Annotated in this window: 9 protein-coding genes and 7 pseudogenes; 5 read left to right on the top strand and 11 right to left on the bottom strand. The window is 32.5% G+C overall.

Annotated features, from left to right (window positions below):
* Nucleotides 1-59: 59 nt before the first annotated feature.
* From PWK10_RS14925 to PWK10_RS14975, 9 genes and pseudogenes are all read right to left on the bottom strand, one after another.
* A pseudogene (locus PWK10_RS14925) lies at nt 60-1,395 on the bottom strand (alanine/glycine:cation symporter family protein).
* A 227-nt stretch (nt 1,396-1,622) separates the two neighbouring features.
* Nucleotides 1,623-2,702 carry an N-acetylglucosamine-6-phosphate deacetylase gene (gene nagA / locus PWK10_RS14930; RefSeq protein WP_274766590.1) on the bottom strand — a complete coding sequence of 360 codons (1,080 nt, stop codon included), beginning with the start codon at nt 2,700-2,702 and terminating at the stop codon, nt 1,623-1,625.
* 9 nt (nt 2,703-2,711) lie between these two features.
* A pseudogene (gene ptsP, locus PWK10_RS20105) lies at nt 2,712-4,306 on the bottom strand (phosphoenolpyruvate--protein phosphotransferase).
* 9 nt (nt 4,307-4,315) lie between these two features.
* On the bottom strand, nt 4,316-4,576 hold the full coding sequence (locus tag PWK10_RS14950) for an HPr family phosphocarrier protein (RefSeq protein WP_274766594.1): 261 nt from the start codon (nt 4,574-4,576) through the stop codon (nt 4,316-4,318).
* 12 nt (nt 4,577-4,588) lie between these two features.
* Nucleotides 4,589-5,065, bottom strand: coding sequence for a PTS sugar transporter subunit IIA (locus PWK10_RS14955; protein WP_274766595.1), 477 nt, complete (start codon nt 5,063-5,065; stop codon nt 4,589-4,591).
* 15 nt (nt 5,066-5,080) lie between these two features.
* Entirely contained in the window at nt 5,081-5,986 is a 906-nt protein-coding gene (locus PWK10_RS14960) for a DUF7916 family protein (RefSeq protein ID WP_274766596.1), read from the bottom strand.
* Between the two features lie 40 nt (nt 5,987-6,026).
* Nucleotides 6,027-7,435 (bottom strand): annotated as a pseudogene (gene nagE / locus PWK10_RS14965) (N-acetylglucosamine-specific PTS transporter subunit IIBC).
* Nucleotides 7,436-7,578: 143 nt separating this feature from the next.
* Nucleotides 7,579-8,311 (bottom strand): annotated as a pseudogene (nagB, locus tag PWK10_RS14970) (glucosamine-6-phosphate deaminase).
* 101 nt (nt 8,312-8,412) lie between these two features.
* Nucleotides 8,413-9,241 (bottom strand): annotated as a pseudogene (locus tag PWK10_RS14975) (PRD domain-containing protein).
* A gap of 171 nt (nt 9,242-9,412) precedes the next feature.
* Here PWK10_RS14975 and PWK10_RS14980 point away from each other — a divergent pair.
* From PWK10_RS14980 to PWK10_RS15000, 5 genes are all read left to right on the top strand, one after another.
* Entirely contained in the window at nt 9,413-9,550 is a 138-nt protein-coding gene (locus PWK10_RS14980) for a hypothetical protein (RefSeq protein ID WP_274766597.1), read from the top strand.
* Between the two features lie 26 nt (nt 9,551-9,576).
* Entirely contained in the window at nt 9,577-9,864 is a 288-nt protein-coding gene (locus tag PWK10_RS14985) for a PTS sugar transporter subunit IIA (protein WP_274766598.1), read from the top strand.
* A gap of 9 nt (nt 9,865-9,873) precedes the next feature.
* A complete protein-coding gene (locus PWK10_RS14990; protein ID WP_274766599.1) occupies nt 9,874-10,164 on the top strand; it encodes a PTS sugar transporter subunit IIB in 291 nt (96 codons plus the stop codon).
* A gap of 138 nt (nt 10,165-10,302) precedes the next feature.
* Entirely contained in the window at nt 10,303-10,917 is a 615-nt protein-coding gene (locus PWK10_RS14995) for a PTS transporter subunit IIC (RefSeq protein ID WP_274766600.1), read from the top strand.
* A 41-nt stretch (nt 10,918-10,958) separates the two neighbouring features.
* Nucleotides 10,959-11,438, top strand: coding sequence for a PTS transporter subunit IIC (locus PWK10_RS15000; protein WP_274768311.1), 480 nt, complete (start codon nt 10,959-10,961; stop codon nt 11,436-11,438).
* A gap of 255 nt (nt 11,439-11,693) precedes the next feature.
* On the opposite strand, the pseudogene PWK10_RS15005 reads toward PWK10_RS15000, so the two are convergent.
* A pseudogene (locus tag PWK10_RS15005) lies at nt 11,694-12,976 on the bottom strand (adenylosuccinate synthase).
* Nucleotides 12,977-12,985: 9 nt separating this feature from the next.
* Nucleotides 12,986-14,356, bottom strand: a pseudogene (locus tag PWK10_RS15010) (NAD(P)/FAD-dependent oxidoreductase).
* Nucleotides 14,357-14,526: the final 170 nt, after the last annotated feature.

Consider the following 14,526-nt stretch of genomic DNA (forward strand, 5'->3'; position numbering starts at 1 on the left):
AGTCAATAATTTGCTCTAAAAATTTTTTCAAAATTCTTTGGAAAATTAAGGAATTAGACCTAAAGTCTAATTCCTTTTTCATAATCTTCAAGTGCCTTTTTAACTGTCTTTGAAAGAACTAGTAAGGCTATAAGGTTTGGAATAACCATTATTCCATTGAAAAGGTCGGCAAGTTCCCATACTAAAGGAACTTCAAGGACTGTTCCTAATGCAATAAATATAATAACTAATATTCTATAGGGCATTAACCCTTTTTTGCCAAATAAGAATTTAACATTGGCCTCTCCAAAGAAATACCAACCTATTATTGTTGAAAAGGCAAAGAATAAAAGGGCAATTGCGATAAATACTCCTCCAAAGGATCCTAAACCTCTTATAAATCCCTCTTGAGTTAACTTTATCCCTGTTGTTTTAGTCTCAATTGAACCTGTAGTTAAAATTACAAGGGCAGTTAAGGTTAAAATAACAAATGTATCTATAAATACACTTATAATACCCACAACCCCTTGTTCAACTGGATGATTTACCTTTGCAACAGCATGGGCATGGGGTGTTGAACCCATACCTGCTTCGTTGGAGAAAAGTCCCCTTGCAACACCATATCTTACGGCTTCTTTAACAGTTGCACCTATTATTCCTCCCGTTGCTGCCTTAGGATTAAAAGCTCCAAGGAATATCATCTTAAAAGCAGGAATAAGTGAGTCTATGTTTAAAACAATAACTATTATTCCTCCTATTATATAAAATAGTGCCATTATAGGAACAATCTTTTCTGTTACTGAGGCAATTCTTTTTATCCCGCCTATAAAAATAAAACCTGCTATAATTGCAAGAACTATTCCAACGTAAATAGGCTTTATTCCAAAGGAATTACTAAAGGCTGCTCCGATGGAATTTGACTGAACCATGTTGCCCATAAATCCTAGCGCTAAAATAATTGAAACCGAAAATAAATAAGCAAGAAAATTGCTTCCTAAACCTTTTTAATATAATAGGCAGGTCCACCCGTAACCTCATCCTCTACCTTATCCTTAAAAGTTTGTGCAAGAACTGCTTCTGAAAAGAGGGTGCTCATTCCAAAAAGGCACTTAACCACATCCAAAAGATTGCACCTGGTCCACCTGATGCAATGGCTGTTGCTGCACCGGCAAGATTACCTGTTCCAACCTGGGCAGCTATTGCCGTTGCAAGAGCTTGAAAGGATGTCATGCCCTCCTTTCCTGCCTTTTCTCCCTTTAATGTTATATTACCAAAAACCCTTTTCCACCCATCCTTAAATCTTCTTATTTGGACTCCCTTTAAAATAATGGTATAATAGATTCCAGTCCCACATAATAGAAAAATTAAAACATAACTCCAAAGAATGCTGTTGATATTTTTTACTAGATCTAACATAAAATCCCCCATCTTTAGTTAAAAGTTTAACAATAATCATTATACCCTTTAAACATTGATATTACAAATAGTTGGATTCTTATTTATAGAAATTATCTTTAAATATTCTAAAAATATTAAATTTTTCTAACAATTTCGCACAAAAGCACTTTATCAGAATAGCATTCCTGATAAAGTGCTTAATTTGCCGATAAATCTTCAAACTTACATAATGACATCTACTATATTTAATTCCTCATCCAAGATACAAAACTCCGCATCTTTCCCAGCTTCAATACTTCCCTTTTATCGTAAATTCCCAATAGTCTTGCAGGATTAATTGTGGCTAATTTTACTGCTTCCCAAATCTCAAGGTTTGTGTTTTTGTAAAAATTTCTTATTCCCTCGTTCATCCTAAGAACGCTTCCTGCAATAGTTCCATCCCTTAGTGTTGCCTTGCCATTCTTTACTGTTATAGCCTGTCCTCCAAGCTCATATTCCCCGTCTCTTAAAAGGCAAGCCCTATTTGAATCAGTGACAAGAATTATTCTATCTTTTCCTTTAATTCTAATTAAGACTTCGTAAAGATAAGGATGGATGTGAATATTATCAGGTATTACTTCACAATAAACATCAGTTGTAAAGGCTGCACCTAAAACCGAAGGGTTTCTATGATGAAGCTGAGGCATTGCATTGAAGGTATGAGTTATACTTTTAGCACCATACTCTATTGCCTTTAAGGTTCCCTCAAAGCTTGCACCACTATGACCTATTGATATTACTATGCCTTCCTTAGAACATTTTTTAATAAATTCCTCTGCCCCTTCAAGCTCTGGTGCTATAGTAACTATTTTAATAACATCCTTATAGGGTTCTATCAACTTAAAATCAGGATCTATTAAAAATCTTTCATCATGGGCACCCTTATATTTTTTACTTATAAAGGGTCCCTCTAGATGAACTCCTAGTAAGCCTTTACATCTTCCCTTTAGCATAAAATCTTTAATTTTTCTAAGTGCTCTTTCAATCTTTTCAAATTCCAACGACATTGTAGTGGCAAGAAAGGATGTAACCCCTGTTTTTAAAAGGTTATTCGATATTTCCTCTAATCCTTCCTCATCCATAAAATCATATCCTGAGCATCCATGAACATGGATATTTATAAACCCCGGTGAAACGAAGCTTCCTCCCACATCCATAAGCTCTACTGTTGATAGATTATATTCCTTTTCTGAAACTATATCTATTATTTTATCTTCAAAAAGTATAACCCTATCCTCTAATACGCCATTTTCAAGAATTATTTTACTGCTTTTAATTCCCTTCATAAGTTCCTCCTAATTTCTTTTTAAGTTTAAAATCATAGGTGGAGATACACTAAACTCATCCAATCCCATTTCAAATAAAGTTTCTGTCATACTTAAATCCGATGCCATCTCTCCACACATTCCAACCCATATTCCTTCTCTATGTGCATTATCAATAACAGCTTTAATCAATCTCAATATTGCAGGGTGTGATGGTTCATAGAGATATGATACATTTTGGTTCATCCTATCAACTGCCAATGTATACTGAATAAGATCATTTGTTCCTATACTAAAAAGTCAACTTCCTTTGCAAGCATATCAGATATTATTGCAGCTGAAGGAACCTCTATCATTATGCCAAGCTTATAATCATTAGAATATTTAATGCCTTGAGAAGATAATTCCTCTTCAACTCCCTTTAAGATTCTTTTAGCTTTCCTTAATTCCTCCAAACCTGAAATCATCGGAAACATAATTCTAAGATTTCCATAAATCGATGCTCTAAGAAGCGCTCTTAATTGCGTTTTAAATAAATCTATTCTATTAAGGCAAAGCCTTATTGCTCTCAATCCTAAAAATGGATTTTGTTCCTTTTCTAAATTTAAATAATTAATATGTTTATCTCCACCTATATCAAGAGTTCTTATTATAACTGGTTTCCCCTCCATCTTTTCTAAAACATGCTTATATGCCTCAAACTGCTCATCTTCTGTTGGTAGAGTCTCTTTGTCCATATATAAAAATTCCGTTCTAAAAGTCCAATTCCATCTGCACCATATTTTACAGCTAAATCAACTTCCTCTATTCTTCCTACATTTGCTGCTATTTCTATTAACCTCCCATTTTTGTTTACTATAATATTTTTATACTTTAAAAGTTCACTTTTTTCCTCATTAATTTTCTGCTGTTTTTCTTTATACCTTTTTACAGTTTCATCATCAGGATTAATAATTACAATACCCTCATCACCATCAAGTATTAAAATGTCACCTTCTTTTACTACATCTGTTATATTCCCTAATCCTAAAACTGCTGGTATTTCAAGTGTTCTTGCTATAATTGCAGAATGAGATGTTTTTCCACCTAAATTAGTTGCAATTCCCAAAACTAATTCTTTATTCATTTGTGCTGTTTCAGATGGAGTAATATCATCAGCTACGATGATGCATTTTTTATGTATATTTATTATAGAGTTATTATTGCTTCCACTTAAAATATTTATTATTCTATTTCCAACATCCTTTATATCAGACGCTCTTTCCTTAAAGTATTCATTTTCCATATTAAGAAATATTTGAGAATATTCATAGCTTACTAATTTTACTGCATATTCAGCATTAATTTTATCGTTATAAATTCTATTTTTAATTGAATTAATAAATTCAATATCTTCTAAAATCATCAAATGTGCTTCAAAAACTTTAGCATTTTTTCTCCTATTGTATTAACTGAAGCATCTTTTATTTTTTCTATTTCATCTTTAGCTATAGAAATTGCTCTATCTAGCCTATCAATCTCTTCTTTAGCATTTTCTACTCTATAGTTTTTAACTTCTATTTCTTTTTTATAATATGAGCCCGTCCAATCGCTACTCCAGAAGAAGCAGCAATGCCTCTATCCATTCTCCCACCTCAATCCTTTAAATCTTCTAGTAGTTTCTGAAGTGAATTTATAGCCTCATTTTCATCTCCACCTTCAGCTTTTATTTTTATTTCATCTCCCAATGCTGCCCCCATTGCCATAACGCTCATGATACTTTTTGCATTATATTCTTTATTATTTTTGATTAAATAAATATTCGACTTAAACTTCATAGCCTCTTTTACAAGTATACTTGCCGGCCTTGCATGAAGCCCCGTTGGGTTATTTATTTTTACTAAAATTTCCTTCACAGAAATCCCTCCTTATTTTAATCTTACATTAGCAATAACATCGCCTTCTTCAGCATCTATAAAATTTACGTTCATTTCCTTAACCTTTTCCATGTTAGTAATTAAAACAGGAATTATAGTTGACTTAGCTTTATTTTTTATAAGTTCTAAATCAAAGGTTATAAGTTTATCTCCAACCCTTACATAATCTCCCTCATTTACAAAAGTGACAAATCCCTTCCCTTTCAACTCAACCGTATCAATTCCAATATGAATTAATATCTCCAATCCTTCTTTAGTTTTTATTCCAATGGCATGTCCCGTTGGAAAAACTTGAATTATTTCTCCCTCAACTGGAGAATATATAGTATTATCTTTTGGATCTATTGCAAAACCATCTCCTACCATTTTACTTGAAAAAACCTCATCTGGAACTTGTGATACATCTATTACTTTTCCTTTTATCGGTGATTTTATCTCCATCTGTCTCTTACTAAAAAGTCCAAACAATTTTACTCCTCCTTTTTATCTGTTTATAGATGCTGCAATTCTAAAATATGTATGCCTTCTGCCTCTTATAGTTATCGAATAAGCTAATATATTTTCAGGGATCGCAATTCCCGGTAATCCGCAATCTCCAATATGATGAATATCTGCTCCTGCCATTTTGCACATTAAAGCTATATTTTTTATAGTATTCTCTTCTGCTCCTTCTTGGGAAGTTCCAATTGTAGTCATAGCAATCGCTCCTAAATCATGAACATAATCTATAAGTTCTTTTGCATAATCCAATGTAATACCAGGAATAGTTCCAGGTGCTGGAATTAAAATGCCATCTGCACCCTTTTCGATAAATGAATAAATGTCCTCTTTAGTTATCAATTTGCTGCCTTGTTCTTTTTTAATCCCTGATGAGTGCATTTTACCTGCAAGCAAAATTATATTTTCACCAACTACAAATTTTATTTCTTCTATAGATCTACTTATTTCATTATTGGTAACTCCCGTTTTAGGATTGCCAGTTAATATTATAAAGTCTACACCCATTTCTTTTGCCTTTTTAGCATTCTCCTTTGATGCAATCCTTCCTTTGCTTATGCTTTTAATATTCATTGAAAAATCTACAGGTTCTAAATTAATACCTACTGGTCTGCCTGTTAACCTTTTCACTTCCTTTATATAGTCATAATTATCCTCAACTTTAATTCCTTGAACTAATGGTTCGTTTAAATCAAACATATTTAAAATGATTAAATCTGCTCCAAAGGCAGCAGCCAATTCAGCATTGCTTATATTTAAAAGTAAAGGCTGCAGTAGACTTATCACTTCAGCAGCAATTACTCTCCCTTCGCTTGCCCTAATAGATTCTATTAACTCTTTCTTACTCATCTTTAAAATATCCGAAGAGAAACTATCAATAAATCTTTTCATGTTATCACCCCAAAAATCCTCGGGCAAAGCCCGAGGAATGTTATACGCTTAAATTTTTATTGCTCATAATCGCCTTTATATGTGTTACAAGTGGGTCTGCTGAAGTCCCAACAACAATTTGATAATTATTTTTACCCATCTTTATAACACCTGTAGCCCCAAGGGCCTTTAATGCGTCTTCGTTAACCACATCTGGATTGTTTACTGATACTCTAATCCTTGTCACACATGCATCTATATTAACTATGTTTTCTTTTCCTCCTAAGGCACTTAATATCTCTGCAGCCTTATCTTTCAAAGCTGATGAGGATAATTTGGATATTACTGATGATTCCTCCTCAATTCTTCCTGGAGTCGGTATATCATACTTAATTATGATATAGTAGAAAATAAAGTAATAAATTATACCGAATATAACCCCAACTACTAAAAGTCCTATAGGTTTACTTGATATACCAAAATTTAAAACATAATCTATTAACCCTGCTGAAAAACCAAATCCACACCTCATTCCAAGAGCTGTCGTAACTGCAAGTGAAATTCCACTCAAAAGAGCATGGATTACATACAAAAGTGGTGAAAGGAACATGAATAAAAATTCAATAGGCTCAGTTATTCCTGTTAAAAATGATGTAAACGCAACACCTAACAGCATTCCTGTAACTTCTTTTCTATGCTCTTTTTAGCAGCCATTATCATAGCAAAGCAAACTGCAGGTAGTGCAAACATCATTATTGGGAAAAATCCTGTCATAAATGTTCCTGCATTTGGATCACCAGCAAAGAATCTTGATAAATCCCCTGTTACAATTTTACCAGTTGCATCTTTAAATTCACCAAATTGAAACCATACAAAAGAATTGATAACATGATGAAGACCAAATGGTATTAGTAGCCTATTTAACAATCCAAAGAAAAATCCTCCAATAGCTCCAGATGAGGCGATAGTATTGCCAAATGAACTGATAAAGTTTTGAATAAGTGGCCATACATAACCAAAAATAACTCCAATAACCAAAGAATAAAAAGAAGTTACGATAGGAATAAACCTCTTTCCACCAAAGAAACCTAAAAAGTCTGGTAGTTTAATGGCCTTATATTTATTATATAGATATCCAGCAAGTATACCGACAATAATACCAGATAATACTCCCATGTTTATCTTGTCATTAAACGTAGTAGCAACTTTAGTTAATACAAAGTAACCAACCGCAGCTGCAAGTCCAGCAACTCCATTGTTTTCTTCAGCAAAACCAATGGCTATACCGATAGCAAATAAAAGAGCAAGGTTACCAAAGATTGCATCTCCTGCAGCAAACATCCATTTTAAATTAAAAACATCTGGTGCCCCAAGCCTTAACAAAAGTGCTGCTGCAGGTAAAACTGCAACTGGCGTCATCAAAGCCTTCCCAAGCTTTTGAAGATTAGCAAGCAATTTGTTGTTACTCATTAAAATCCCCTCCTAAATTTAAAATTAAAAAGAGCCAAAAAGGTAAAATACTACCTTTTTGGCTCTTGCTTGACAAAGTCAATTGCACGCCAAAATTTTAAGAATATTCTATAATTTTATTTTATACTATATTTTACTGCCTGTCAACGGAGTTTAATAAACTTTGCTGCATCTTTATCTAAAATGAATGTTACATCTGGATGAAGTTGCAGAACTGATGCAGGATGTTTTGGAACTATCGGCCCATATATTGCTTTATATATTGATTCCGCTTTTTCTTCCCCATTTGCAAGAAGTATTATTTTTTTGAATGCATTATTGTTTTTATGCCCATGCTTATTGCAAAACTTGGGACCTCATTAATGCTATTAAAAAATCTCGAATTTGCCATTATTGTTTCTTCATCTAGTTTTACAACATGGGTTGTTGCTTCAAATTTTAAATCTGGTTCATTAAATCCTATGTGCCCATTTTTGCCAATACCGAGTATTTGAAGATCAATTCCACCCTTTTCTTCAATAATTCTTTCATATCTTTTACATTCCTCTTCTAAGTCCTGTGCCATGCCATCTGGTATGTAAATATTTTCTTTCTTTATATTTATATGATTAAAAAGTTTTGAAACATGTAATAATGATAACTATTTTTATCATTTTTATCTAAACCAACATACTCATCTAAATTAAAAGTAACTACATTTGAAAAGTCTAAATCCTCTTCCTTATGCATCCTTACAAGTTCTTTATACATACCTATAGGCGTGCTTCCAGTTGCCAGTCCTAATATAGTATCAGGCTTTAATAGAATTTGACCTGCAACCATTAAAGCTGCTTTCTTACTCATAGATTCATAACTATCCTCAATAATAATCCTCATAAAACCCCTCCTAAGCAAAAAGCTGAAGGACTCACCTTCAGCTTTTGCCTAAAGTTACACGCTGATTTACAATATTATTATAATCCATAATAGGGGATTAATCAATATAAGGTTTTGTTCTTGAATTTTTCAACATGCATAGCCATATAAGCTATTTCATCATCAGATACTTTTTCTTTTAATTCATTTCCCATAAATTTTGCTATTATTTGTGCTATTTTATAAGAATCCTTATATTTTCTTTTAATAGCGGACTTTAATTCATTTTTTATCGGTATTTTGTTAATTATCCTATAAATTGCAAATTTTATATGAGTTATAAATCTTGCATAATCTATCGATTGTTTATTTATTTCCACTTTTAATTCATCCTCTAATATTTCAATTATACTATTACAAATATATATATTCTTCAAAGTATCTGAAACCTTACCTTTATTTTTTGCAGCATTTATATGAAGTGCAATAAATCCTATTTCACCATCAGGAATTTCAATATTTAATCTTTTTTAATCATAAATGCAGCTTTTTTGCAATTTCATAGTCTTTATTGTATAATGTTTCTATTTCTATTATAAATGGATTTTCTATCTCGTCATTGTTTTTTAATCTTTTTATTGCAAAAGCAATATGATCTACTAATTTTACATGTATTTCTCTGTCTAATTCCTCGTATTCTTCTGAAATCATACTAATTACTTCTTCACATACCCCTACAATTTCTTCATCTATGTTTAATATTAATTTATCAAATCTATCTTTAATCTCTCTTTCAAGAGTAAATATCTTTTCAAATCTATCTTTATTAATTAATTCACCTTTTCTTTTGTTAAATCCTATTCCCTTATCTATTAATATGTATTCTTTTTCATCTTTTTTAGCTAAAACAACATTGTTATTAAAAATTTTTAAGATTTCATAGAACTCCAACTTTCTCCACCCCTAAAAGGAATGTTCTAATAACATTATATTATATAAATTTAATGTGATGAATTTATTTTAATCCACATATTATTATCAACGTATCAATAAAATTAAACTAAGAAAATCTTTTATAACGTTTACTTATATTTCAAAAACATTATAGAAAGAGGTATATATATGTTAAATGACTTGCTAAATAAAAATAGAATTATGTTAAACATTGTTTGTGAAAATTGGGAAGATGCTATAAAAAACGGGACTAAAATTTTATTAAATGATAGTTGTATTACAAAAACTATGAAGAAGCTATTATAAATAATTTTAAATCTCTAGGACCATATATGGTAATAGCTCCTGGCATAGTCTTAGCACATGCAAGACCTGAAAATGGTGTAAAGAAACTTTCTATGAGTCTAATAACATTAAAAAACCCCATCAATTTTGGTAGCGAATTAAACGACCCTGTAAAATTAATTATTACATTAGCAGCTATAGATAGTAAAACTCATCTTAAGGCATTATCTCAGCTTATGAATTTATTAATGAATACAGATGACCTCAATATTATAATAAACGCTAAATCAAAAGAAGAAGTTTTAAATATAATAAACAAATATTCAATTACATAAAAAAGGGGGATGAAGGTGAAAATTCTTGTATGCTGTGGTAACGGACTTGGGAGCAGCTTTATGTTGGAAATGAATGTTAATAAAGTTTTAAAAGAACTTAATTTGAAAGCTGAAGTTGAGCATTCAGATTTGGCCTCTGCAAAGGCGATTAAAGCAGATATTTATATTGCAACTAAAGATTTGGCAAATCAAATGATATCTTTAGACGGCTATGTAATTACCCTTAATAACATAATAAACTTAAATGAAATAAAAGAAAAATTAATAGATGCTTTTAAAAAATTAGATATTGATTTTTAAAGGGGGATAATTTATGTTAAAATTTTTACTTGACATATTAAGTGTTCCTTCTATTTTAGTTGGACTTGTTGCTATGATAGGACTTATAATACAAAAAAGTCTAAATCTGAAGTAATAAAGGGAACATTAAAAACAATAATGGGATTTATTGTCCTTGGTGGCGGTGCTGGCATAGTGGTATCATCTTTATCTGATTTTAGTTCTATGTTTCAACAGGCCTTTGGTTTAAAAGGAATCGTTCCAAATAATGAAGCTATTGTCGCCTTAGCTTTAAAAACATATGGAACCCAAACTGCTCTTATTATGACATTTGGTATGATAGTAAACATAATTATTGCAAGGTTCACCAAGTTAAAATATATTTTTCTAACAGGTCATCACACACTATATATGGCATGTTTAATAGCAGCCATATTAATCTCAGGTGGTATAAAAGGAATCGCTCTTATAATTTTAGGATCCATAATTTTAGGATTTGTAATGGCAATATTCCCAGCTATTGCACATCCAACAATGAAAAAAATTATAGGCCAAGACGATGTTGCATTTGGTCATTTTGGAACTATTGGATATGTTTTTTCAGCCTGGATAGGTAAAATAGTAGGTAAAAATTCTAGATCAACCGAAGAATTAGAACTCCCTCAAGAACTTAGTTTCTTAAGAGATACATCAGTTGCAATAGGATTAACAATGACAATATTATATCTTATTGTTGCTTTTACAGCAGGTAAAAATTTCGTAGAAAAAATTTAAGCGGCGGACAAAACTTTATTATTTATTCTACTATCCAAGCAATAACTTTTGCAGGTGGAGTATATATAATTCTTTCAGGTGTAAGACTAATACTTGCTGAAATAGTTCCTGCATTTAAAGGTATTGCTCTTTCTATTGTTCCCGATGCAAAACCCGCTTTAGACTGTCCTGTTGTATATCCTTATGCTCCAAATGCAGTTTTAATAGGTTTCTTATCAAGCTTTCTAGGTGGTATCATAGGTATGTTTATACTAATTATACTTAAGGCTCCCGTGATCTTGCCAGGTCTTGTTCCCCACTTTTTCTGTGGAGCAACTGCTGGAGTATTTGGAAATGCAACAGGAGGAAGAAAGGGAGCCTTTTGGGGTGCATTAGCTCATGGTCTTTTAATTACTTTTCTTCCAGTAATGCTACTTCCTGTTTTAGGAGATTTAGGTTTTGCTAATACAACCTTCGGTGATGCAGACTTTGGAGTTGTTGGAATAATTCTTGGAAATATAATCAGGTTATTTATACATTAATAAACTAAGCTATGCATTCTACTATTATATTTAAGAAAAATTAAATGATAATTCAAAAAGTCTATGGTGATTCATTAAAAATAACCATAGACTTTTTATTAAACTATTGTTATAAAACAAGGATAATACAAGTTTTTGATGGCTATCTTGTTATAAAATTATATCATATATCTTATATTATCTTTTTGTTCCTTATTTATTAATAAAGAAAACATTATATTTCTTAATACAATACTAATACTGAAAATAGGCCTTTTAATATTTCCCTACAACTATAGTATTTTCCCTCTCTGGGCCTACGGAAACTATTGATATTCTAACTCCGGTATATTCTTCGATGAATTCTAGGTATTTCTTTGCATTTTCCGGAAGGTCTTCATAGGTTTTAGCCCTTTGGATTGATTCATCCCAACCGTCAAAATCCTCGTATATAGGTTTGCATTTTGCAAGATCCTCTAATGATGCTGGGAAGTTTTCAATCACCCTTCCTTCAAACTCATAGCCTGTGCAAACCTTTATTTTTTCAAGACCAGCAAGGGTATCTATCTTTGTTATTGCAAGGCTTGTAAGGCCTGATATCCTTGCTGCATACTTTAAAATAACAAGGTCAAGCCAGCCGCATCTTCTTGCCCTTCCTGTTGTCGTTCCATATTCAAATCCCTTTTCCCTTATATAATCTCCAATTTCATCAAAAAGCTCCGTTGGGAAGGGACCCTTTCCAACCCTTGTAGTGTAGGCCTTGCATACTCCAACAACTCTATCTATCATAGTAGGACCAATGCCAGAGCCTATACATACTCCTCCTGCAATTGGATGGGAGGAGGTTACATAGGGGTATGTTCCATAGTCTATGTCAAGAAGGGTTCCTTGAGCTCCTTCAAACAATACTTTCTTGCCTTCCTTAATATTATCATAAAGAACCACTGACGTATCGGTTATAAAATCCTTCAACTTTTCTGCATATTCTATGTAGGTATTATAAATTTCATCAAAATTCATTTCCTCATCTTCGTAAATTTCCCTTATTAGCCTATTTTTAACCTCTAAGTTTGTTTTTAGCTTTTCATAAAAAACCTCTTTATTTAATAGGTCGCATATCCTTATGCCCGTTCTTTCATGCTTATCAGTATAGCAGGGACCTATACCCTTTCCTGTAGTTCCTATATCCTTTGAACCTCTTTTCTTTTCTGAGAGGGCGTCGATTTTTTTATGGTAGGGCATTATAACATGGGCTCTATCGCTAATTAAAAGTTTTTTATTATCAACCCTTATTCCTTCGTTTTTTAAATATTCAATCTCATCTAAAAGGGCCTTTGGATCTATAACGACACCATTTCCTATAATGCATAGCTTGTCATCGTAAAGTATCCCTGATGGAATAAGATGAAGCTTATATTTTTATCATTGGCAATAACAGTATGTCCTGCATTATTTCCTCCCTGATATCTTACAACTACATCTGCTCCCTCTGCTAAAAAGTCTGTAATCTTTCCCTTTCCTTCATCTCCCCATTGGGCACCAATAACAACTAAACTCATTTTACCACCTCAAATTCTCTTTAGTATTTCCCTTGCGATAATAACTCCTGATACAGAAGCCTGTGCAAGCCCCCTTGTTATTCCTGCACCATCTCCTCCAGCAAATAAATTTTTAACTTGTGTTTCTAAATTAGATGAAAGCTTAACCCTTAGAGAGTAAAATTTTACCTCTACTCCATATAATAGCGTATGTTTTGAATAAATACCAGGTGCAATTTTATCAAGGGCCTGAAGCATTTCTATAATATCCGTTAAGAATCTATATGGGAGAACCAAACTTAAATCCCCTGGAGTTGCATCCTTTAAGGTTGGTCTTACAAGTCCCCTTCTTAGCCTTTCCTCCGTCGTCCTTCTTCCCTCTAAAGGTCCCCAAGCCTTTGAACTATTACTCCTTCTCCAAGCATATTTGCAAGGCTTGCAACATATTTTCCATATTCTATCGGTGAATTAAAGGGCTTTGTAAAATTCTTTGATACCAAAAGGGCAAAATTTGTGTTTTCGCTTTTTTGTGGGCATAACTATGGCCATTTACTGCTTTTATGCCATCGTTGTTTTCCACAACAACTTCTCCGTAAGGATTCATGCAAAAGGTTCTTACTCTATCATCGAAGGACTTTGTGTAGTATATAAGTTTAGATTCATAAACGGCATCGGTAATATCCTTAAAGACGATGGCAGGGCATTCAACCCTAACACCTATATCTACAGGATTTGTAGATGTTTCTAAATTTAATCTTTCAATTTCTTTAGAAAACCAGTCAGAGCCTTCCCTTCCTGGCGCAACAACTATAAACTTTCCTTCAACCACTTCACCGTTTTTTAGCTCTACTCCCTTTGATATGCCATCCTCAACTATTATTCTTTTAACCTCTGTATTTGTCCTTACATCTATCCTTTCCCTTAAGTATTCCTCCATCTTTTTTAATATGTTAAAGCAGTTATCTGTCCCAAGATGCCTTATTTTAGCAGGGATAAACTTAAGATCTGCAGCTGCTGCCCTTTTCATAAGATCTAAAACCCTATCGTTAATCTCCCCATGAACTTCATCGGGGCCTCCAAATTCTAGGTAGATTCCGTCTATGTATTCTATAAGTTTTTTAAGTTCATCTATGTCAATATATTCATCAAGTATTCCTCCAAATTCCGTCGTCAAAGTAAGCTTACCATCGGAAAAGGCACCTGCACCACCCCAACCTGAAACTATAGCACAGGGTTTGCAGTGCTGACATTTAACTCCTTTTTCATTAATAGGGCATTTTCTTTTATTATGCTTTTTCCCTTTTCAAATAAAGCGATTTTAAGATTTGAGTTGTTTCTTATAAGCTCTAGGGCTGTAAAGATTCCAGATGGTCCTCCGCCTACTATTATAACATCAAACATATTTGTTCCCCTTTTTGTGTTTGCATTTATAATATACCAAAGTCTATCATATTAGTCAATTATAATGAAAATAATTAAAATTAAGTTCGATTAAATACGAATTATATTTAAAATATCAATAATGTTCATTCGAATAATTTTTATGTTTTAATTTACAATTTTTGTGGTAT

Source organism: Caloramator sp. Dgby_cultured_2 (genome assembly GCF_028872215.1).
Taxonomy (GTDB): Bacteria; Bacillota; Clostridia; order Clostridiales; family Caloramatoraceae; genus Caloramator; species Caloramator australicus.